The organism is Marinobacter litoralis, from assembly GCF_003336705.1.
GTDB classification, from domain to species: domain Bacteria; phylum Pseudomonadota; class Gammaproteobacteria; order Pseudomonadales; family Oleiphilaceae; genus Marinobacter; species Marinobacter litoralis.
In genome coordinates this window covers 87,319-108,880 of the sequence record NZ_QMDL01000002.1, presented here as the reverse complement: position 1 = coordinate 108,880, position 21,562 = coordinate 87,319, and the positions used below count along the sequence as shown (strand labels likewise).

The following is a 21,562-nucleotide window of genomic DNA, read 5'->3' as shown; positions in this document are numbered from 1 at the left end:
GACATAGCGATTATTACCGTGCTTAAAACTCGAATTATTACCGCTCTCATTCTGGCCCCGATTGCGATCGTTGGCATTTTCTTCTTACCCGCGTTTGGCTTCTCGCTCTTCACCGGTGCAATTATTGCGCTCGGAGCTTGGGAGTGGGCGAATATGTCGGGTATTGAAGGGCAGGGCGGTCGCGTTGCCTATGCAGTCGGCGTTGCCGTTTTGATGGCACTGATATCACAACTGAATGTGTCCGCGGTGGTCGTTTTATCGTTGGCGTTTGCTTGGTGGTTGGTGTGCTTTGGTCTGGTTAGTCGTTACCCGAGAGGGTCTGATGCCTGGGGTTCCACGGCGGTCAGGGCGTTAATGGGGTTACTGGTACTCCTGCCTGCGTGGGTTGGTTTGAATCACCTGCGTACCGGCGCTTTTGAGTTTGGCGCTTTGACGAACAGCTTGTTGGTGATTCTCTATGTCTTCCTGATGGTTTGGGTAGCCGACATAGGCGCGTATTTCGCAGGCCGAGCGTTTGGTAAGGCTAAGTTGGCCCCTCGGGTGAGCCCTGGAAAGTCTTGGGCAGGTGTCTGGGGCGGTTTGGTCGCGGTTGGTGTGTTGGCCTTGGTGGCCAGTTACATCGCCAGTGCCAGTCTTCAAGAAACACTGTTGTTGCTGGTTGCCAGCTTGTTTACCGGCTTCGTGTCAGTTTTGGGCGACCTGCTCGAGAGCATGCTCAAGCGTTTCCGCGGCATCAAAGACAGCAGTCAGTTGTTGCCGGGGCACGGCGGCATTATGGACCGGATTGACAGCCTCACCGCTGCGATCCCGGTTTTTGCTTTGATCATTACGTTGCTCGGTTGGCTGAGCGCAACCAGCGTGTCTTTATGACCCAGCGCAGCGTTACCGTTTTAGGGGCGACCGGCTCCATAGGGCTTAGTACACTCGACGTTGTTCGCCGGCATCCGGAACGCTTTTCGGTGTGGGCGCTGACGGCAGGCACGAAAGCGCAGGAATTAGCGGCCTTGTGTCGGGAATTCAAACCGGCTTATGCAGTCATGGCCGATATCGATGCTGCCCGTGAGCTTGAAAGCCTGCTTGAAGATTTGCCGGAAACGACCGTGCTCAGTGGCGAGCCGGGGTTGTGTCAGGTAGCCGCGGCCGAAGAAGCTGATACCGTGATGGCCGCGATCGTTGGTGCGGCCGGTCTTGCGCCAACACTGGCGGCGGTTCGTGCTGGTAAGCGGGTACTGTTAGCGAATAAAGAAGCGCTGGTGATGTCCGGTAAGCTGTTTATGGACGCAGTGGCCGCATCGGGCGCGGAACTTTTGCCGATTGACTCAGAGCACAACGCCATTTTCCAGTGCATGCCCGCCGACAAAATACGTAACCCCGTTGCTGCCGGCATCACTCGCATCTTGCTGACTGCCTCTGGGGGACCCTTCCGTACCTTTTCAAAAGAGTCCTTGGATTCGGTAACGCCGGCTCAGGCCTGTGCGCACCCGAACTGGTCCATGGGCCAAAAAATCTCGGTTGATTCTGCCACCCTGATGAACAAAGGTTTGGAGCTTATTGAAGCCTGCTGGCTGTTCAATACCACACCAGACCATGTTGAAGTGCATGTGCATCCGGAGAGCATTATTCACTCGATGGTGGAGTATGCAGACGGCTCGGTACTGGCCCAGATGGGAAGCCCTGATATGCGCACGCCCATTGCGAATGGTATGGCATGGCCGGAGCGCATAGCGGCGGGTGTGGCGCCGCTCGATTTGTTTGCTATCGGTAAGTTCCATTTCGAACGCCCGGATGTCCAGCGCTTCCCGTGTTTGCGTTTGGCGGCCGATGCGTTTGCGACTGGCGGCACGGCGCCCGCCGTTCTCAATGCTGCAAATGAAATTGCGGTTGCTGCATTTCTTGAAGGTAAGCTGTCCTTTACCGATATCCCCGTTATCATAGAGCGAACGCTGGCAGCCACTGAAGTGGTGGATGCCGATAGCTTTGAAACCATTTTTGCTAAAGATGCTGAAGCACGGGTGCAAGCCAGTGAGCAGATTGGTTTATTGTCGGCCTGATATCGGTCGGCGTTTCGTTAAGCTGTAGCCCAGACCAACACCGGAAGACCTATGCAGATTATTCAAAGCGTACTGGCATTAGCGCTGACTCTGGGAATCCTGGTTACCCTGCACGAGTACGGGCACTTCTGGGTAGCTCGGCGTTTCGGCGTGAAAGTCCTTAGATTCTCGGTTGGTTTCGGTAAACCGCTGTTCTCCTGGTATGACCGGCAGGGCACTGAGTACGCCATCGCGGCCATCCCGCTGGGTGGCTACGTAAAAATGCTGGACGAGCGTGAAGGTCCGGTTCCCGACGAGTTGCGGGACCAAGCCTTCACGTCGAAACCACCGTCTCAGCGCATCGCCATCGCCGCAGCCGGCCCTATAGCCAACTTTATTTTTGCAATTCTGGCTTATTGGTTGATCAGCGTCGTCGGTGTCACGACGGTCGCTCCGATTGTTGGTGACGTGGCAGAAGGCAGTACCGCTGAACGAGTCGGTTTGCAGGAAGGCATGGAAATACATTCGGTGGACGGCCATCGGGTAACATCCTGGCGGGATGTGAATATGCGTCTGCTGGAGCGTGCGGGAGAGCACGGCCAAGTGTCTTTGGAAGTTTCCGAGCAGGGTTCTCGGGGGGTAGTGTCAGGACCGCTGAACGGTTGGGCGCTGAGTGACGATGCACCCAACCCCTTGGCCGAGTTTGGTGTGACTCCTTGGCGTCCTGAAGTTCCGGCAGTATTGGGGCAGATCGTCGAAGGTGGTCGCGCCCAAGCTGCCGGGCTGCAGGCGGGTGACCGTGTCTTGGCTGTAGATGGCGAGCCCGTAGCCAATTGGTTTGCCTTGGTTGAGTACATTCGTAATGCACCTGAACAGGCGTTAGTGCTGACGGTAGATCGAAACGGTTCTCAGCTTGACGTGGCCGTTACGCCGGGATCTCGTGCTCAGGACGACGGGCAGGTGATAGGCTTTGTGGGTGCGGGAGTTGAGGCTATTTCATGGCCTGACGAAGTGCTTCGGGAGGTGCAGTTCGGGCCTTTGGCTGCGATACCGAATGCCCTTCACGAGACCTGGGCCGACACCCGTTTGACTCTGGTTGCCATCAAGAAGATGGTGACGGGACTTCTGTCACCGACGAATCTGAGTGGGCCGATTACGATTGCCCGGGTTGCCGAAGCCAGTGTCAGTTCGGGGTTTGAGGATTTTGTTCGTTTTCTGGCTTACCTCAGTGTAAGTCTGGGTGTACTGAATTTGTTGCCAGTACCGGTGCTGGACGGTGGCCACATCGTGTATTACACGATTGAGGCTATTCGCCGGAAACCCTTATCGGAAAGGGCTCAAGAGCTAGGGTTACGAATTGGTATGGCTTTGATCCTGACTTTAATGGTGTTTGCTCTTTACAACGACCTGATGCGGTTGTGAGAATTGCGGGCTCCTTACCGCACATTAACCAGGCGATATAACTGAATGAGACGTTCTCTTCTAGCTGTAGCTGTTGGCCTCGCGATTACCGCAACCGGTATGAAGCCAGCGTTGGCGGACGAATTCACGGTTGCGGACATTGAGGTGGAAGGCCTGCAGCGGGTATCTGCGGGTTCGGTGTTTTCCGCGTTTCCAATTAATATGGGCGAGCAAATTGATGAAGCTCGCCTGGCGGCGGCCATCAAAGATTTGTTTCGCACGGGACTGTTTACCGATATCGAAGTCAGCAGAGACGCTGGCGTATTGATTTTGACGGTCCGTGAACGCCCCTCGATTTCGTCGATCGAAATCGAGGGTAATAAAAACATTGAAACCGATATGCTGAAAGATGCCTTGGCCGGTGCGGGCCTTGATGAAGGGCAGGTCTTTCGCCGGGCGACCCTTGAGCGTCTGGAGCTTGAAATTCTGCGATCCTACATCGCACAGGGGCGCTACAACGCCCGGGTGAAGGCCTCCGCTGAAGAGCTTCCGCGTAACCGTGTGGCCATACGGCTGGATATCAACGAAGGCTCGGTTGCCGCTATTCAGAACATCAACATTGTCGGTAACCGAGAGTTCGACGATGAGACGTTGACGGATCTTTTTGAGCTTCGCAGCAGCAGTTGGTGGAACTCTCTGACCAACAGCGACAAATACGCTCGTGAAAAGCTTAGCGGTGATCTGGAGACCTTGCGTTCGTTCTATTTGGACCGTGGGTACCTGGATTTCAATGTCGAATCCAGTCAGGTGTCTATCTCGCCGGACAAGCAGCAAGTCTTCATCGCGATGGCTCTTAACGAGGGGCCACAGTACACCATCTCCGATATTCAGTTGCGCGGTAATCTGATTCTTGAAGAGGAAGAACTGCGCAAATTTATTCCGGTGAAAGAAGGCGACGTGTTCTCGCGCGCTCAGATGACGGCGATTTCCGAAGCCTTGTCCTTCCGCCTTGGCCGTGAAGGCTATGCGTTTGCGAGTGTGAACGCAGTGCCCGAGCCTAATGAAGACCATACGGCGAAGGTAACCTTTTACATCGAGCCCGGTAAGCGTGCCTACGTGCGCCGCGTTAATTTCAACGGCAACGTGTCTACCAAAGACGAAGTGCTGCGTCAGGAAATGACGCAGATGGAAGGCGGGGTCGCCTCTTCCGACCGGATTGAATTCTCCAAAACGCGTCTTGAGCGCATGGGTTTCTTCAAAACGGTTGATGTGGAAACCGTGCCGGTTCCAGGGTCAGACGATCTGGTAGACGTTAATTACAGCGTACAAGAGCAACCGACAGGAAGCTTGTCTGCGTCGGTGGGCTTCTCGCAGAACTCCGGTGTGATTCTTGGGGCATCGGTGTCCGAGAATAACTTCTTCGGTAGCGGTAAGCGGGTATCGTTTGGTGTGAATTTCAGCGATTCCGTGAAAAGTGCCAACGTTTCCTACATGAACCCGTATTACACTGTTGACGGAGTAAGTCGTGGCTTCAGTCTGTTCGCACGCGAAACAGATTATCAGGAAGAGGATATTTCATCCTACCTGCTGGACGAATACGGTGCCCGGATGACGTTTGGTTACCCGACGGATTCCATCACCCGCCTGAACTTTGGTGTGGGCGTTACCCAGTCAGACATCAAAAAAGGCATTTTTTCATCGGAAGAAGTCAGAACGTTTATTGAAGACGAAGGGGACTCCTTCACCAACTACTTCCTGTTTGGTAGCTGGCGCCGGAGTACCTTGAACCGCGGCGTGCTTCCAACCAAAGGCTATAGTCATTCCCTGTCGTTGGATGTGGCGGTACCGGTTAGTGATCTGACTTTCTACAAGGCGAGTCACCGAACGGACTTTTATTTCCCATTGGTAGAGAGCCATCGCTGGATTGTCCGAGCGCGAACCGAAGTTGGCTTTGGTGATGGCTACGGCGACCGTTCGCAGATGCCGTTCTTCGAACACTTCTATTCGGGTGGTTACGGATCGGTGCGGGGTTATCGAGCCAATTCTTTGGGTAACAAAGCGACAAACCAGCCAAACGATTTTTCCGATCCGGATCCGTTTGGCGGCAACCTGTTGACGGAAGCAGGCCTTGAGCTAATTTTCCCGACACCGTTTGCGGGCGATTCCCGGAGCATGCGCACGTCGTTTTTCCTGGATGCCGGTCAGGTCTTTGATACAGACCGTGATTACGATCCGGAGCTAACAGAAGTGCGTACATCGGCGGGTGTGAGTTTCCAATGGATTACCGCTGTCGGCCCGCTGGCGTTCAGTCTCGCGAAGCCGCTGAATGACAAGAGCGGTGACGATACTCAGGTGTTCCAGTTCTCGCTGGGACAAACGTTCTGACACGTAATATAAAAACGAAAAGATGAAACAAAGGAGAGTTTTGATGAAACGTATTTCAGTAGTACTAGGTTCGCTATTACTGGCCTTCTCTTTTCACGCTGCGGCAGAGACTCGCGTGGGCGTGGTAGATCTGCGACAGGCATTGTTTTCGTCAAACGACGCTCAGGCGTTCAGTGAAAAGCTGCAGAAAGATTTCGCCGCTGATGAAAACAAAGTGCGCGAGGCTCAGGAAGCCGCTCGTAAATTGAAGGATCGCCTGGAGAAAGACGGGGCGATGATGAACGACAGCGAGCGCACCAAACTGGCGACTGAATTTCAGGAGAAGGTTCAGGAATTCAACTTCCTTAAGCAGCGTCTCGACTCAACCGTGGCACAGCGCAAACAACAGTTCCTGGAAGGAGCGCGCCCCGAGGTGGATGAGGCAGTTAAAGAGCTGTTGGAGGAGCACGACCTGGATTTGATTTTGCCGAGCGAAGCGGTTGTTTACGTGAAGCCGGAGATGAATCTGACCCCGCAATTGCTTGAAAAGCTAAACCGTTAAAAAACAGGGCCTCCCCGGTCCGGATATGTGGAGATAACAATGGCAGAAACATCCTATCGTCTTCAGGAAATTGCTGATGCGTTGGGGGCCAGCCTCCGGGGAGATCCGGACGCCCGGGTATCTGGTATGGCAACCCTGCAAGCAGCGGGCCCCAGCCAGATCAGTTTTCTGGCGAATCCGTCATACGGTAAGTACCTGAAAGACTCTCGCGCGGGAGCGGTCATTGTTTCTCCTGCCACGGCTGACCAGGCTCAGACCAATGTCCTGATATTGGACAACCCTTACATGGGCTATGCTCGTCTCAGCCATTGGTTTGACCGTACCCCCGTTGCTTCGGCGGGCATCCATCCGAGCGCAGTTGTTGACCCCAGCGCGACCATTTCCTCTACTGCCAGTATCGGGCCTCATGTTGTGATTGAGACTGAGGTGGTTATTGGCGAACAAGTGGTTGTCGGTGCAGGTTCCGTTGTTGGTGCCCGCTCGCGTGTCGGCGATTGCACGGTGCTGAGTCCGCGCGTGACGTTGGCTCACGATGTTCAGCTGGGCCAGCGTTGCAGCATTCTGAGCGGTGCGGTTATTGGCGGAGCCGGTTTCGGGTTTGCCAATGAGAAAGGTGAGTGGCATCGCATTGCCCAGTTGGGAGGTGTGATTCTGGGTGATGACGTTGAAGTGGGTGCCAATACGACGATTGACCGAGGAGCCTTGGGCCCGACAGTTATTGGTAACGGCGTAAAACTCGACAACCTTATCCAGATTGCCCACAACGTCCAGATAGGGGACCACACTGCGATGGCAGCGTTGTCGGCCATCGCAGGCAGTACGAGTATTGGTAAATACTGCGTGTTTGGTGGTGCTTCTGCAGTAGCGGGGCATTTGAACATAGCGGACCAGGTACATCTGACAGGGATGAGCATGGTCACCAACGATATTTCGGAACCGGGTGTGTATTCGTCCGGTCTGCCAGCAGACAAAAACCGGCAGTGGCGGAAAAATGCAGTTCGTTTCAGGCAGCTAGACGGCTTGGCGCGACGAATCAAAGAACTTGAGAAGAAATTTAAGGGCTGAGTCCGGTCATGAGCATGAATATCGAAGAAATTTTAGAATACTTGCCCCATAGATACCCGTTTATGCTGGTCGATCGGGTAACCGAGGTCGAAAAAAGCGTATCCATCAAAGGCTATAAGAACGTGTCGTTTAACGAGCCGTTCTTCACCGGTCATTTTCCTGATAACCCCATTATGCCGGGTGTGCTAATCATTGAAGCCATGGCGCAGCTTTCCGGTATTCTGGGATTTGTGACGGTTGGGCGGAAACCATCAGACGGCGTGATACAATATTTGGCTGGTTCTGATAAGGCCCGTTTTAAGCGTCCTGTGCGCCCGGGAGACCGTCTGGAACTGGAGTCCGAGCTTGTTTCTGCCAAGCGCGGTCTGTGGAAATTTAATTGCCGCGCGTTGGTCGATGGCGACGTTGTGTGTGTGGCAGAAATATTAACCGCTGAGAGAGAAGTTTGATGGCGACAAATGACTGGTCGGGTGTCCATCCTCAAGCGATTGTTGACCCATCAGCCAAGCTGGGGGCTAACGTAACTGTTGGGCCTTGGAGCTATATTGGCCCTGGGGTCGAAATCGGTGACAACACCGAGATTCTTTCCCACGTTGTTGTGAAAGGTCCAACGGTTATTGGTAAAAATAACCGAATATTCCAGTTCTCCAGTGTCGGAGAAGAGTGTCAGGACAAGAAGTACGCAGGTGAGCCTACAACACTCATTATTGGTGACAACAATACCATTCGCGAGAACTGCACTATTCATCGTGGCACCACTCAAGATCGCGGCGAAACACGCATTGGTAGCGATAACCTGTTGATGGCTTATGTGCACGTTGCGCACGACTGTGTGGTTGGCAATGGCACCATTCTGGCGAACTGTGCGACCTTGGCAGGCCATGTCACGGTCGGTGATTTCGCAATTCTGGGTGGTGGCACCATGGTGCATCAGTTCTGTCACATTGGCGCACACAGTATGGCGGCCGGTGGCAGCATCGTTCTGAAAGATATTCCCGCGTATGTTATGGCCAGCGGTCAATCCGCTCAGCCGCACGGTATGAATGTCGAGGGCTTAAAGCGCCGTGGGTTCAGCAAAGAAGATTTGTTGGCGTTACGACGTGCCTACAAGGTGATCTACCGACAAGGTTTAACCAGCGAGCAAGCGTTGGCCGAACTTGAGAAAAGTTACGCTGATAACCCTGTGATGAAGCCTCTGATTGCCTCGCTCCGGGGATCGGATCGCGGCATCATACGCTAGGTCGGCAGGAGACTGCCGGTGGCAGATGTTCAGGTAGAGCCAGTCAGCTTTCGCAAGGTGACCATAGCGATTATCGCGGGAGAGGCATCGGGGGATATTCTCGGTGCCGGGCTCGTGCGGTCGCTTCGCTTGAGGTACCCCAACGCTCGCTTTGTTGGTATTGGTGGCGACGAGATGATCGCCGAGGGCTTCCATTCTTTGGTTCCCATGGAACGGCTTTCCGTGATGGGGCTTGTGGAGGTTCTGGGACGTATCCGGGAGCTGTTCAGCATCCGTGCCCGTCTTCTTGATTACTTCTTTACAACCCCTCCTGATGTTGTCATCGGCATCGATTCGCCCGATTTCACCATTACCATCGAGCGACGGTGTCGGGAGGCGGGCATTCCTTCCGTGCATTATGTCAGTCCTTCGGTATGGGCTTGGCGCCAGAAACGCATTTTCAAAATTGCCAAATCGATCGACTTAATGCTTACGCTGCTTCCTTTCGAGGCCCGGTTTTACGAAGAGCATAACGTACCCGTAGCTTTTGTGGGCCACCCGCTTGCCGACCGGGTGCCGATGGAACCAGACACCTTGGCCGCCCGTGAGGCGCTTGGCCTTGATGCGGATAAGCCGGTTTTGGCGGTGCTGCCCGGTAGTCGCGGTGGTGAGGTCGAGCGTCTTGGAACCCTGTTTTTAGAAGCTTCGAGGTGGTTGCAAAGCCGTAGGCCGGATATCCAGTTGGTCATTCCGTGCGTAAACCGTGATCGCGAGCGCCAGATTCAGGAGTTGGTGGAATCCCTTGAGGTCAAACTGTCGGTGACCTTGGTGCGCGGTCGCTCTCGTGAGGTTATGGCAGCGAGTGACGTAGTGATGCTCGCATCAGGAACGGCCACATTGGAAGCCATGCTGCTGAAAAAGCCTATGGTGGTGGGTTATCGGCTCAGTAACTTCAGTTTTGCTTTGCTTTCGCGTTTAGTGAAGGTGCCTTGGGTCGCTTTACCGAATCTGCTTGCCAAGAAAGAGCTCGTGCCTGAGCTGTTGCAGGACGATGCGACACCTGAAGCTCTGGGTGCCGCGGTATTGGAACGTCTTGAAGATACGTCGGGGCGTGCGGCCTTGAAAGAAGCTTTTACCGAATTGCACATTGCTCTAAAACAAAATGCCGATGAGCGGGCAGCGACAGCCGTGTCCAAGCTCATTGAGAGTAAGCGTTAATGGCTGGCAAAGATCTGCCACCGTTTGAGTGTGCCTATCAGGGAGTGCTTTTGGCGGGCGTTGATGAAGTAGGGCGGGGACCGTTGGTGGGCGCCGTGGTTACCGCCGCGGTTATTCTCGACCCGGAGCGGCCAATCGCGGGATTGGCGGACTCCAAAAAGCTGACTGAGAAGAAGCGGTCAAGGCTGTATGACGAAATTCTCGAAAAGGCAGCAGCCTGGAGTCTCGGCCGCTGCGAACCGGAAGAAATTGATCGGCTCAACATTTATCAGGCAACCATGCTTGCGATGCAGCGAGCGGTAGATGGTCTGGCGATCGCTCCGGAATACGTTTTGGTGGATGGCAATCGTTGCCCCAAATGGCAGTGGCCATCGGAGCCAGTCGTTAAAGGGGACGGCCGGGTTGAGGCCATCAGCGCTGCATCCATTGTCGCCAAAGTTACCCGTGATCGGGAAATGGACGAGCTGGAAGAAAAATACCCCGGTTTCGGCTTCGCCAAGCACAAAGGGTACCCGACACCGGTTCATCAGGAAGCTTTGATGCGTCTGGGGGCAACTCCCGAGCACCGGCGGTCTTTCAAGCCGGTTCAGGTGGCCATTGAAACGGTAGGTTTGTATCAGCAGCCGGGCAGTGCGGATGACGATCTGAATTACCCAACCGATTTGTTTGAAGATATTGGTTGACGCGTCAGATAGTTATCTGTACTATTTGCGCCACGTTGATCGGGGTTGGCCCCGAAATAAGACGAACAGTTTGATGCGGGGTGGAGCAGTCTGGTAGCTCGTCGGGCTCATAACCCGAAGGTCGTTGGTTCGAATCCAGCCCCCGCTACCATATAAAAGAAAGGCAGATCAGTAACTTACTGGTCTGCCTTTTTTGCTTTCTGTACCTCGGAATTCCTCTGTGCCTGCCTCCGAATTTCTCAAAGAGCACAAACTGTCGCGCCGGGTTTGTGTAATTCATAGCTAGGTTTGTCACATAATCGTAGGAATGCTGACACCTGAATTTCATCTGGTTTCGTTATCTTTGACGAAATTGCCAGAGGTAGGCCTGATGATGTCAGCAATTACGCCGTTCGCCGGATGCAGACGCGCACCGAATGACGTGAGATAGGCCCATGACGGAGCTTAGCGACCTCACTCACATCAAGGTGGTGCCGGAACAACAGGGATTGCGTGATGGAAAGCAGCGGCGGCAGTTGCGCAGGCGCTTACCTGAGCTGATCGAGTTGGAGCGTACCCTCGCCGAATCACCAAAGCAGTTTTCAGTGCAGGTGAGTGCAAGCATTCCTGTGGGCTCTCATAAGTTGCCAATTTACCGTGTCGATGTTGGTGGTGCGCCAGCTGACCGTCCTGCGTTGCTATTGCTGGGCGGAGTGCACGGGCTGGAGCGCATCGGCACTCAAGTGGTTACGGCATGGTTGCAAAGCCTAGCCAACAGGCTTCGCTGGGATGAGCATCTGGCTGAATTTCTGCAGCAGGTACGGTTGGTGGTTGTGCCCCTGCTTAATCCCGGCGGGATGTATCTGGGCCGGCGCAGTAATCCTGCCGGTGTGGACCTTATGCGCAATGCGCCCATTTCAGCCCAGAGCCCAAGTACCTTTCTGGTGGGCGGGCAACGACTATCACCGTCACTGCCTTGGTACAGAGGCAAGCTTGATCAAGGGATGGAGCCTGAGAACCTCGCGTTGCAGAGTATCATCGAAGAGGTGTTGCCCGGCCGGCCATTCAGCGTATCGCTCGACTGCCACTCAGGTTTCGGCTGGCGTGATCAGATATGGTTTCCCTACGCTTACCGGCGCCGGCCCATGCGTAACATCTCGTCCGTTATGGCCCTGAAGCTGCTTTGGGAACAAGCCTACCCCCACCACGACTATCAGTTTGAGCCGCAATCGGAGCATTACGTTACCCATGGAGATCTGTGGGACTATTTTTATAAACGCCATAATCGTGCGGCCAGTGCCCCTTGGCTTCCGCTGACTCTTGAGATGGGCTCGTGGCGCTGGTTGCGCAAGCGTCCCCGCCAGTTGTTCAGCCGGGAAGGGCTGTTCAACCCTCTGGTGACTCACCGCCATCATCGGGTTCTTCGCAGCCATATGCTTTTGTTTGATTTCCTGCTCAACGCAAGCGCGAATTACGACAGCTGGCTGCCCACCCCATCTGAAGGCGAGTGGCTGCGGGCCGCTGCCAGGACGCATTGGTACAGTAAGGGCGAGAACCTATAATGGATTGGTTGTTAATCCGAGGGCTGGCAAGGGAAAGTGCTCATTGGGGCGACTGGCCAGAGCAGCTTCGGCGGGCGCGCCCCGTGGATAAATTTCATACAGTTGACCTGCCTGGCACCGGGCTAGCTCGGGATTTTCGCTCGCCCACCTCCATTGTGGAGGCTCGCCAGTTCGCTGATCGGGTGACTCGTAATCTGCCACGCCCGCTTGGGCTGATCGGACTGTCTCTCGGAGGTATGGTGGCGCTAGACTGGGCACTCAATCGGCCTGAAGATTGTGCAAGTCTGGTGCTGATTTCTTCCAGTTCCCGATTGAGTTCGCCTTGGCGGCGAATGCGCCCTGTTCAATGGACGCCTGTTATGCGCATGCTGACACAAGCCGACAGTGATAAGCGGGAGCGCGCCATTTTGGCTCTTACGAGTAACCGCCCCATTAGTGATGAGGTTGCTCGGCAATGGCAGACGATTCAGCGTGAGCGCCCGGTTCGGCGGGGCGATGTAATTCGTCAGCTCTATGCGGCCTCCTGCTATAAACCACCACGTAAGGTTCCCAAGATGCCAACCCTTGTGTTGGCCAGTTACCGCGACCGTATAACAGACTGGCGTTGCAGCCGCGATTTGGCCAAGTCGCTTGAGTGCCCTTTGGAACTGCACCCTGACGCTGGTCATGACTTGCCATTGGACGATTCACCCTGGTTGATCGAGCAATTGAAAGCCTACTTTCCATTCGATGAATGCGTTCAGGCACGCACCAACTGAATTGTCATCGCTTCATCGTAAATTCTTCATCTGGTTGTAAAGCTCCATCTTTAATCTCGGCTTAAATCGGTCTGCTGTTGGTTAGCGGGCAGCGAGTCAGCCATTGGAAGGGGTTAACGAATGCAGAGTCAGTCCAGAGCATCCAGCAGCGGCCGAAAGCTTACCTCCTGTGTAGCAAAGGAGCCGGCCCAAATTATTGCGGCCCAACAGCTAAGGTATGAGGTATTCTCCAGCGAATATGGCGCTGATCTGAAGACGGATACCGGTATTGACGAAGATCGTTTTGACCCTTGGTGCGAACACTTCGTGGTAATGAACCAAAACGGCGAGGTGGTGGCAACCACGCGGCTTCTGCACGGTGAAGTGGCTGAAAAAATTGGTGGCTTCTATTCAGAAGAAGAATTCAATCTTGATCGTCTGAAACGGAATCGCGGCGCATTTGCAGAGCTAGGCCGAACCTGTATTCGTAGCGATTTCCGCTCGGGAGCGGCACTAAGCATGCTGTGGACCGAGGTGGCGCGGTATTTGGTTCAGGAAGGCATAGATTATCTGCTGGGCTGCGCCAGCATCAGTATGCTTGATGGCGGATACAGGGCTTGGCGAGTAACCCAGCAGGTTCAACAGAAGTACCTTGCAGCAGAGGACTTCCGAGTTACGCCTAAGCGTACATTGCCGCATCTTGCCAGCCAGAACACACAAACAGACAAAGTCGTGATTCCGCCGCTGATCCGAAGCTATATGCGTTTGGGTGCCGAGGTGTGTGGTGATCCCTGCTGGGACCCGGCTTTCCGTTGTGCGGATCTACTGGTGCTGTTGAAAGTGGATAACCTGGCCGCCCGTTATGCGCGGCGCTACAACCTAGAGGCCAAGATCGCTTGAGCAAACTACAGCGGATTGTCGAGAGTGTTCGGTTCTTCACCCGCCTGAGTGCGTTTGTAGTCTTTTTGTCGCTCAGTATGGCAACGCTCGGTTTGGTTCGAATTATCGAAATTTGTAGCCGGCAACGAATCGACCGAACCGGTCTGGTGAATAGGTATTCTGCTGGTTTATGCCGGTTATTGGGCATGCGCATTCAGACTCACGGTTTGGCGATGGAAGGCCCGGCCTTGCGTGTGTGCAATCATGTTTCTTGGACCGACATTCCCATTCTGGCGGCGGGCCTTCCTTTACGATTTTTAGCCAAGCGAGAGGTGGCCTCCTGGCCCCTAATTGGCTGGATTGCGCGTGAAATCGGTACGATTTTTGTGCAAAGGGGGGCAGGGGATTCCGCTCAGGTACGACAAACACTGGTGTCGGCACTGGAGGACGGGAGTTCAGTGGTGGTATTTCCTGAAGGCACAACAACCACCGGTGAAAGCGTGAAACGATTTCACCCGCACATGCTCGGGGTGGCAATCGAAGCTAAGTGCCGAGTGCAGGCGATAACGATTTCTTACCACCGAAATGGGCAGCCCGACTGGTTGGTGCCTTTCACGGGTGACGATGATTTTGTTTCGCACCTATGCCGCCTGCTAAAAAAGCCTGCGGTGCGAATGGATGTTTTGTACCACCCACCGGTAGCAGTTTCCGCCAATGACAATCCGGCCGACTTAGCCCAAATGCTCCACCGGCAAGTTAGCCAAGGTTTGGTGACTTTGCGTGAAGAACATGAGCGCACGGGGTCTCATCGTACCCCTCTGAATAACAACGAAAGTGCTACTGAACCCGGTTAGATTCAGGCGCTTTGTAGCAAAACTGTCATCAATGCTCTCTAGGCTCGTCATGAACATTTCGAAAGGCAGTTCACGCTATGAGTCTTACGGTCCGTCAACGATTGGTGGTGTTTTCCGGGTTTTGTTTGATTGCGCTTTCTGGTCTGGCATGGCTTTCTGTGTCAGTGGTGGGGGAGGCTCAAAAGTCAACGGACCGCCTCGTGCGGGAGCAAATGTCGGATGTGTGGTTGCTGACGGATCTTGATCGTAGCCATCGTCAACTCAAAGACCTAGCCTACAAAATAAAAGCTCAGCTTTTATTGTGGAATGAGATCAACGAAAAGTTCGAGGAAACTTCCGGCGCCGTAAGATCGCAATGGCAGTCTGCGCTTGATAACCCTCGCTTGCAGAGCTGGGCAGAGGAGAACACGGCGGCACATCAGGTGGTTTTGGATCTTCTGGAGGCGCTGAAACAACCTATTGATGAACGGAGTTACTATTCCGCCGGGAAAGTTGTCGATTTTCAACTGCACCAAGCGATTGATCCTATGCTGGCAGAAATAAATGGCCAACGATCGGTGGGTCGTCGGCAGGCTCATGCAGGTGCAGTAACCTTGATCGAGTTTCTCGAACAGAGACAGTATTTGCTACTCGCCGGTTCGCTCTTTGTTTTGCTCGGCGCCTTGCTTCTAACCTATTGGCTCCGTCGGACGGTAACGACGAGGCTTCAGTTGATCGTGGAGCGCCTCAGGATCATGGAGGCAACGTCAGACCTTTCCAAGCCACTTCCAATTTCGGGTCGCGACGAGGTAGCGGCAGTTGCGCTGGCTATCAATGGGTTGATAGCCAAGTTTTCCGTGTTTGTAGAGGACGTCACCGACGCAGCTGCCGCCTTGCAACAGCGGTCTGGCAATTTGGATGCGCAGGCTGATTCCGTTCAGGCTGCTTCAGAACATAACAACCGGCAAATCCATGATGTGGTGTCATCGATGGGCGCTATCACGGAGAGTGCTGGTCAGATTGAGCGCTCCGCCGAGTTTTCCCGGGCTCAGGTTTCGGATGCCGTCAAGGGCAATCTGGATGTTCAGGCCCTGCTGCGGGAGAGCGAGCAGGCCGCTGAACATGCAGTTGAGGTGATTAACCGAGTGGTAGGTGCCATCGAAGCGCTTCGTGGATCCAGCGAAAAAATCGAGAACGTTATTGGTGTGATTGCTGACATCGCCGAGCAGACAAATTTGCTGGCTTTGAACGCTGCCATTGAGGCTGCTCGTGCCGGGGAGCACGGAAGGGGCTTCGCTGTTGTTGCAGATGAAGTTCGTAATCTGTCCCGCCGAACGGGCGAATCCACGACTCAGGTGCGGCAATGGGTTACCGAGTTGATTGGTCAGGTTGATGGCGCTCATGGATTGCTGGGCGCTACCCGTGAGGCGGGAAACTCCAACCGGGAAACGTTGGGAATACTAAAAAATCACCTTCTGGTACTCAAAAAGACCTTTGACGAGCTGAATCATTTTACAAGTGAGGTTGACGAAGCGATTGTCGTTCAGCGTGATGAGATAGGTCGTGTGGGACGGCGAGCGACTGCGCTGGGTGAAAGTTCCGAGTCACTTCAGCAACATATTGGGAGCACTAAGGCGGTTAGTGAGCAGCTACGCGAACAGTCCGAATCATTAAGAACCTTGATTGCTCGTTTTCATGTCCGAGAAGCCTGAGCGCAAATACCGGTTGCCTTCTGAGTTGCTCGACGTCTTGCCGGTGTCTATTTATAATGCCGCGCTCCGCAGGAGAGTAGGCTTGTAAGCCCCGCCGAAGGCGCAACCTCCCATAAACGCTCAGGCACATGTACTGCGGGCACCATTCAAAGCCGTCTGGAGAGAGGCTGCCAAGGCAGTCCACCGAAGGGGCAAGCAGAACCGGGTTCTGTAAACTCTCAGGTATCAGGGACAGGGGGAGAGGCGACAGAAATGCAGGAGCCCTGTATGTTGACCTCTATCTATCTGATTGCCATTACCGCTGAAGCTATGTCCGGCGCCCTTGCCGCGGGCCGGAGGAATATGGACTTGTTCGGAGTGGCTGTGATTGCTTTTTTTACTGCCTTGGGCGGTGGCACAGTTCGAGACATTCTTCTGGGTAACTTTCCGGTGACCTGGACCCAGCATCCCCGCTATATCTACACAACCATTACCGCTGGCCTCGTGACGGTTTTACTCGCGCGTTTCATGCGGCACCTCAACCAGCTTTTTCTCGTTCTGGATGCCATTGGTCTCGTGGCCTTCACTGTGATCGGCTGTAATGTTGCACTGAGGTTGGGGTATGACACCGTTGTTGTCGTGATGGCTGGAATTACCACGGGAATTTTCGGCGGTATTATTCGTGACATCATGTGCAATCGTACGCCTCAGGTTTTGTGCCATGAACTCTATGCCAGTGTCTCCTTGGTTGTCGCGATACTCTATTTGCTGTTAGTTCATGAAGGTGTGAGCGAGAACATTACATTGCTTGCCGCTTTCAGCGTTGGTCTTTTGATGCGCATGGTCGCTATTCGTTGGCGTGTATCGCTGCCGGTGTTCAGTTATTCGCAGGCGAGCTGGGAGTAGCTTCATCAGTTGTGACTGTTCGACGCAATTGGCCTAATCGGCTTCTGTCTTCGTCTCCATTACCATTTCTAAAAACGTGACATAAGTTCACATTACCCGCGCTCGAGTCATAAAGCTGACACATAATCGGGTCATGCTTGCGACCCATCGAAATCATCGAGGAGTATTTGATGAAGCGCAGGGATTTTTTGGTGAAAGGCGGGGCTGCTGGCGTATCGTTGGTGGCTTTGTCTGCTTGTAACGGGGCGGGGTCTGGCGGAACTGGTATTGTTGCAGCGCCTCCTAACGGTAATAACGGTGCCTCTGACGGCGCTGGAGGGCAAGGTTTCGTAAAGCCGACGATGCCGGAGTGGGGTGGTCCTTCACCGTTTCGGCACGGCGTCGCAAGCGGCGATCCCTTGGCCCGACAGGTGATTTTGTGGACCCGGATTACGGCTGACGGGCTGGATGAAGTACCGGTTATTGTCCGTGTCTCCCGGGATCCTGAACTTAATGATGTCGTATACGAAGGCGTTGGTTATGCGCGCTCACAAGCCGACTACACCGTCAAAATCGACGCTATGCTTCCTGAAGCAGATACTACTTGGTTCTATCAGTTTGAGTCGTTGGGCTATTTCTCACCGATAGGGCGAACCAAAACAACGGCACACGCTCATGAGTCTGTTGAGCATGTGCGTCTGGCTGTCATGGCCTGCGCAAATTATGCGTACGGATTCTTTAACGCGTATCGCAAAGTGGCATTTCGCCGTGACCTGGACGCCGTTCTGTTCCTGGGCGACTACATCTACGAATACGCCCCAGGTGAATACGGCGACCCCGAGGTTGAAAAACTTCGCCCGCTAGATCCTCCTCACGAAATCATCACCCTGTCTGATTATCGGCGCCGATATGCGTTAAACCGCACCGATGAGGATCTTCAGGAGTGCCATCGCCAGCACCCGTTTATTTGCGTGTGGGATGATCATGAAATCACGAACGACGCATGGTCTGGAGGAGCCGAGAACCATAATGAGGGCGAGGGCAGCTATGCAGATCGTAAGCGGGCTGCGGTGCAGGCCTACTACGAATGGATGCCGATAAGGCCGGTGCTTCCGGACCGGCAGGTTCGTATCTACCGGTCGTTTGAGTTTGGCCAGCTTGCTTCGCTGATGATGCTGGATACCCGTCTGATCGGCCGCGATCAGCAAACCGATTCCCCGGTCACGGCCCGTGACCGAAACCGCTCTCTGCTGGGCGATGACCAGCAGACGTGGTTGTTCGAACAGTTGGAGCATTCTCAAACCCGGGGTGCCCAGTGGCATTTGCTGGGCCAGCAAGTGATGTTGTCTCCGCTAACGTTGGGCGCTTTGCCCGATATGCCCAATCTGGATTTGGGCGGTGGTGCGCAAGTGAATTACGACCAATGGGATGGCTATGAAGCCAGTCGCCGTGCTTTGTTAGGGCGTATTGAAGCGATGAGCCTGGATAATACGGTGGTGTTGACGGGAGATATTCATTCGTCGTGGGCGATGGATGTAAGCCTCGATCCCGGCAATGTGTTCGCCTATAACCGGTTCACCGGTGAAGGTTCCTTGGCGGTTGAGTTTGTTACGCCGGCTGTAAGCTCACCGGGCGCGCCCACTAAAGAAATCTCGGATTTGGCGAAGGCTTATCTGATTCCGGCAAACCCGCACATCAAGTGGCTCGATTTTTACCACCGTGGCTACATGGTGCTTGATGTCACGCCAGAGCGGTGTCAAGCCGATTGGTTCCATCTGGAAACCGTGTCTGAGCCCAGTAACCAAGAGCATTTTGCGATGGGTTGGTATACCGCCAGTGGTGAAAATCACGTTCAGTCTAGCAGGGTGCCCTGCGCGCCGAAGCGCAATGCGCCGCCGTTAGCACCAGAAAGTAACGTACAAGAGGAGGCTACGGCATGAGTAATGATCGCCGCACTTTTTTGCGCCAGCTGCTGATTGGTGGAGCCAGTGTTACCGCTTTGGCCGCATGTGGAGGGCAAGGCGGTTCCGATGGTGGAGATGATTTGCCTAATGATCCGCCAAAGGGGAGCCCCGGAACGGACGCACCACCTGTTGCCTCCGAAGGGGTAACGAAAACGGAGTCGCTGAGTTTTATTGCTATCGGGGATATGGGTACCGGCAATATCGGCCAGTATCACGTGGCCGAGGCTATGCGGCAAATTATCGAAGCCCAAGGTTGTGATTTCGTACTCGGTGCCGGAGACAACATCTACGAAGATGGCGTCACATCAGTCGATGACAACGGATTCTTGGAGAGCTTTGAGTACCCGTATCAGAATCTGGATGTGCCTTTCTACATGTGTCTGGGCAATCACGATTGTGCCAGCACCATATTCGGTGGTGGTTCCGATAACCAGCGTGGTGATTATCAGGTGGATTATCACTACAGCGATAAAAAATATTCCACAAAGTGGCGCATGCCGGCACGTTTTTATAAGGAGTCGTTCGGGCAGCTTGCGCAGGAAAAACCGTTTCTCGACCTGTTTGTGGTGGATTCCAACCCGTTGACCAGCTTTTATACCGATCATGACGAACGCTTCAATTGGCAAAACTATGGCTATCCTCAGCAGTTATGGATGAAGGAGTCGGTTAAGGAAAGCCGGGCCCATTGGAAGATTGCGATGAGTCATGTGCCTTACCTTTCGAACGGAAAGCATGGTAACGCCGGTAATCTCGATGAAGGAATGCGGCAGATCTTTACTAACCCGGATGCTGATGGTCAGCGCTATAAGTTATTCCTCGAAGAGGCGTTTAGCGACAAGGTGGATATGTTGGTCACCGGTCACGATCACTCGATGCAGTGGATAAAGCCGGTAGACAGCATGGGGCCTGCGCACATTCTTGTTTCGGGCGCTGGTGGTAAAACCGATAAATTCCAAGACCCGGAGCGCAATCCAACCTATTACCAGGCTGAGAATGAGCTGGGCTTTGTGTGGGTTCACCTGACCGAAGAGCGCATGCTGTTGGAGTTTTACCTCGTTAATGAGGAGACTGGCGAGTTTCGTTTGGGCTACTCTCGTGAAGAGAATAAGCCTGTTTCGATACAGGAGTTTGAGCCAGCGTGAGGTTCCGTTAGGTGGCGGGGTGTTTGTCCGGTCACCTAACGGAAAATTTTGGCAATTTTGCTATAATTTTGTTGACTATAAAAATTCCTAAAGAGTATAATCCGGTCAGGGCATAGCTGGTGGTTCGTGAAAGTCTTTTTTAGGCCTTTGAGTTCCTCAAGTCGGCATACACACCCAGAGACGTTCGTCTCCGCCCTGATTCTGTAAGCCAAGTAATCTGCATCAGTTTTGCACTTTTCAAATCAAGCAGTACCCGCAAGCTGATTACCAACGGCGGCTGACAAGCCGGTTCCGTCAATCTGACCGTACCCGTGCGCGTGGACGTTCGAGATCTTTCTGCTATCTTCAGCATATAGCCCTGTCTGCCAGGAAAGTCTGCTGTGGAATCCGCGGAAGATCCTGCGCTGGGCTATTACAAAGGTACACGATCGCATGACGACTCTACCCTTTATGCCTGTTCAACAACGGGCAGCCTCGGATTCCGGGCATCGTTTTGATGCAAATCGCCATTGGGCAGCCTCTCTGACTTTGGGCTTTGGTGCCTACTCGGACGGTGATCGCAGTATCACCAGAATGAATAAATCTCACCATTACGGCCCCCTTCGTGTTCAGCGGCCGTTTTACCCTGAAGGTCGCGATGGATGCTGCCATGTTTACCTCTTGCATCCGCCCGGCGGACTGGTCAGCGGCGATGCTCTCAACATTGACGTTACGGTAGCCTCAGGTGCACATGCCCTGCTGACGACGCCAGCCGCCAACAAACTTTACCGGGCCGACAGCAATGGTGTTGCCTGGACTCAGACCACTCACCTGAAAGTTGCAAGCCAAGCCATCCTGGAGTGGTTGCCCCAGGAAACCCTTGCCTTTGACGGATCTCGCGGTGAGCAAACCTTTTTGATCGAGCTGGAAGACAACGCCAAGTGCCTGGGGTGGGAAATTCTTGGCCTGGGCCGGCCTGCGAGCGACTTACCTTTCGCAACCGGGCATCTCGAACAGCGTTTTCACGTATCCCAGGGCGGGCGGCCTTTGTGGATCGAGCGCCAATCGTTAGATCCAAGCCACCGCCGGTTCGCCGGTAAATGGGGGCAGGGCGGAGCCACCGTACACGCGACCTTCTGGGCGATAGGATTGGCCGATCCCGCTGAGGCAGTGTCTGCTTTGCGCGAATACCTGCCGGCAAACGAACGCTGGGCAGTTACCTTCCGTCGCGGTGTATTGCTGCTTCGTTACCTTGGCATGGATCGAAACGAAGCCTGGGACCTCTTCCTGCAAGCGCGAGCTGTTCTGCGCCCACGCCTGACCGGACACGAGGCCACAATTCCGCGAATTTGGCTTACCTGACACGTTT

The 21,562-nt window shown here is 54.2% G+C and carries 19 protein-coding genes, 1 tRNA gene and 2 riboswitches; all 20 genes read left to right on the top strand.

Features of this window, described 5'->3' with window-relative positions; translation table 11 throughout:
• Window positions 1–18: 18 nt before the first annotated feature.
• Window positions 19–870, top strand: coding sequence for a phosphatidate cytidylyltransferase (locus DOQ08_RS05950; RefSeq protein ID WP_114334701.1), 852 nt, complete (start codon window positions 19–21; stop codon window positions 868–870).
• Entirely contained in the window at window positions 867–2,051 is a 1,185-nt protein-coding gene (gene ispC / locus DOQ08_RS05945) for a 1-deoxy-D-xylulose-5-phosphate reductoisomerase (protein ID WP_114334001.1), read from the top strand. The genes DOQ08_RS05950 and ispC overlap by 4 nt, the downstream gene beginning before the upstream one ends.
• A gap of 51 nt (window positions 2,052–2,102) precedes the next feature.
• Complete coding sequence (rseP, locus tag DOQ08_RS05940) at window positions 2,103–3,452, top strand: RIP metalloprotease RseP (RefSeq protein WP_114334000.1); 1,350 nt, start codon at window positions 2,103–2,105, stop codon at window positions 3,450–3,452.
• A gap of 45 nt (window positions 3,453–3,497) precedes the next feature.
• Complete coding sequence (gene bamA, locus DOQ08_RS05935; RefSeq protein ID WP_114333999.1) at window positions 3,498–5,816, top strand: outer membrane protein assembly factor BamA; 2,319 nt, start codon at window positions 3,498–3,500, stop codon at window positions 5,814–5,816.
• Window positions 5,817–5,859: 43 nt separating this feature from the next.
• Window positions 5,860–6,357, top strand: a complete 498-nt coding sequence (locus DOQ08_RS05930) for an OmpH family outer membrane protein (RefSeq protein WP_114333998.1) — start codon at window positions 5,860–5,862, stop codon at window positions 6,355–6,357.
• 39 nt (window positions 6,358–6,396) lie between these two features.
• Window positions 6,397–7,422, top strand: coding sequence for a UDP-3-O-(3-hydroxymyristoyl)glucosamine N-acyltransferase (gene lpxD / locus DOQ08_RS05925; RefSeq protein ID WP_114333997.1), 1,026 nt, complete (start codon window positions 6,397–6,399; stop codon window positions 7,420–7,422).
• A gap of 14 nt (window positions 7,423–7,436) precedes the next feature.
• Window positions 7,437–7,871, top strand: a complete 435-nt coding sequence (gene fabZ, locus DOQ08_RS05920; RefSeq protein WP_206074830.1) for a 3-hydroxyacyl-ACP dehydratase FabZ — start codon at window positions 7,437–7,439, stop codon at window positions 7,869–7,871.
• On the top strand, window positions 7,871–8,662 hold the full coding sequence (lpxA, locus tag DOQ08_RS05915) for an acyl-ACP--UDP-N-acetylglucosamine O-acyltransferase (RefSeq protein ID WP_114333995.1): 792 nt from the start codon (window positions 7,871–7,873) through the stop codon (window positions 8,660–8,662). Before fabZ ends, lpxA begins: the two co-directional genes overlap by 1 nt.
• A gap of 18 nt (window positions 8,663–8,680) precedes the next feature.
• Window positions 8,681–9,859, top strand: a complete 1,179-nt coding sequence (gene lpxB / locus DOQ08_RS05910; RefSeq protein ID WP_114333994.1) for a lipid-A-disaccharide synthase — start codon at window positions 8,681–8,683, stop codon at window positions 9,857–9,859.
• A complete protein-coding gene (gene rnhB / locus DOQ08_RS05905) occupies window positions 9,859–10,542 on the top strand; it encodes a ribonuclease HII (RefSeq protein ID WP_114333993.1) in 684 nt (227 codons plus the stop codon). Before lpxB ends, rnhB begins: the two co-directional genes overlap by 1 nt.
• Before the next feature lie 74 nt (window positions 10,543–10,616).
• Window positions 10,617–10,693 (top strand) — tRNA-Met (locus DOQ08_RS05900).
• A gap of 283 nt (window positions 10,694–10,976) precedes the next feature.
• Window positions 10,977–12,083 (top strand): M14 family zinc carboxypeptidase, encoded by a 1,107-nt coding sequence (locus DOQ08_RS05895; protein ID WP_114333992.1) that lies wholly within the window; start codon window positions 10,977–10,979, stop codon window positions 12,081–12,083.
• A complete protein-coding gene (locus DOQ08_RS05890) occupies window positions 12,083–12,841 on the top strand; it encodes an alpha/beta fold hydrolase (protein ID WP_114333991.1) in 759 nt (252 codons plus the stop codon). The genes DOQ08_RS05895 and DOQ08_RS05890 overlap by 1 nt, the downstream gene beginning before the upstream one ends.
• A gap of 120 nt (window positions 12,842–12,961) precedes the next feature.
• Window positions 12,962–13,720, top strand: coding sequence for a GNAT family N-acetyltransferase (locus DOQ08_RS05885; protein ID WP_114333990.1), 759 nt, complete (start codon window positions 12,962–12,964; stop codon window positions 13,718–13,720).
• Entirely contained in the window at window positions 13,717–14,553 is an 837-nt protein-coding gene (locus tag DOQ08_RS05880) for a lysophospholipid acyltransferase family protein (RefSeq protein WP_114333989.1), read from the top strand. Before DOQ08_RS05885 ends, DOQ08_RS05880 begins: the two co-directional genes overlap by 4 nt.
• Before the next feature lie 77 nt (window positions 14,554–14,630).
• Window positions 14,631–16,244: a methyl-accepting chemotaxis protein gene (locus tag DOQ08_RS05875; RefSeq protein ID WP_114333988.1), complete on the top strand. Its 1,614-nt coding sequence runs from the start codon at window positions 14,631–14,633 to the stop codon at window positions 16,242–16,244.
• 59 nt (window positions 16,245–16,303) lie between these two features.
• Window positions 16,304–16,390: riboswitch (glycine riboswitch) on the top strand.
• Window positions 16,391–16,489: riboswitch (glycine riboswitch) on the top strand.
• Between the two features lie 22 nt (window positions 16,490–16,511).
• Window positions 16,512–17,129, top strand: a complete 618-nt coding sequence (locus tag DOQ08_RS05870; RefSeq protein WP_114333987.1) for a trimeric intracellular cation channel family protein — start codon at window positions 16,512–16,514, stop codon at window positions 17,127–17,129.
• A 170-nt stretch (window positions 17,130–17,299) separates the two neighbouring features.
• Entirely contained in the window at window positions 17,300–19,048 is a 1,749-nt protein-coding gene (locus DOQ08_RS05865) for an alkaline phosphatase D family protein (protein ID WP_114333986.1), read from the top strand.
• Window positions 19,045–20,214, top strand: coding sequence for a metallophosphoesterase (locus DOQ08_RS05860; protein ID WP_114333985.1), 1,170 nt, complete (start codon window positions 19,045–19,047; stop codon window positions 20,212–20,214). Before DOQ08_RS05865 ends, DOQ08_RS05860 begins: the two co-directional genes overlap by 4 nt.
• A gap of 432 nt (window positions 20,215–20,646) precedes the next feature.
• Window positions 20,647–21,555, top strand: coding sequence for an urease accessory protein UreD (locus DOQ08_RS05855; protein WP_114333984.1), 909 nt, complete (start codon window positions 20,647–20,649; stop codon window positions 21,553–21,555).
• Window positions 21,556–21,562: the final 7 nt, after the last annotated feature.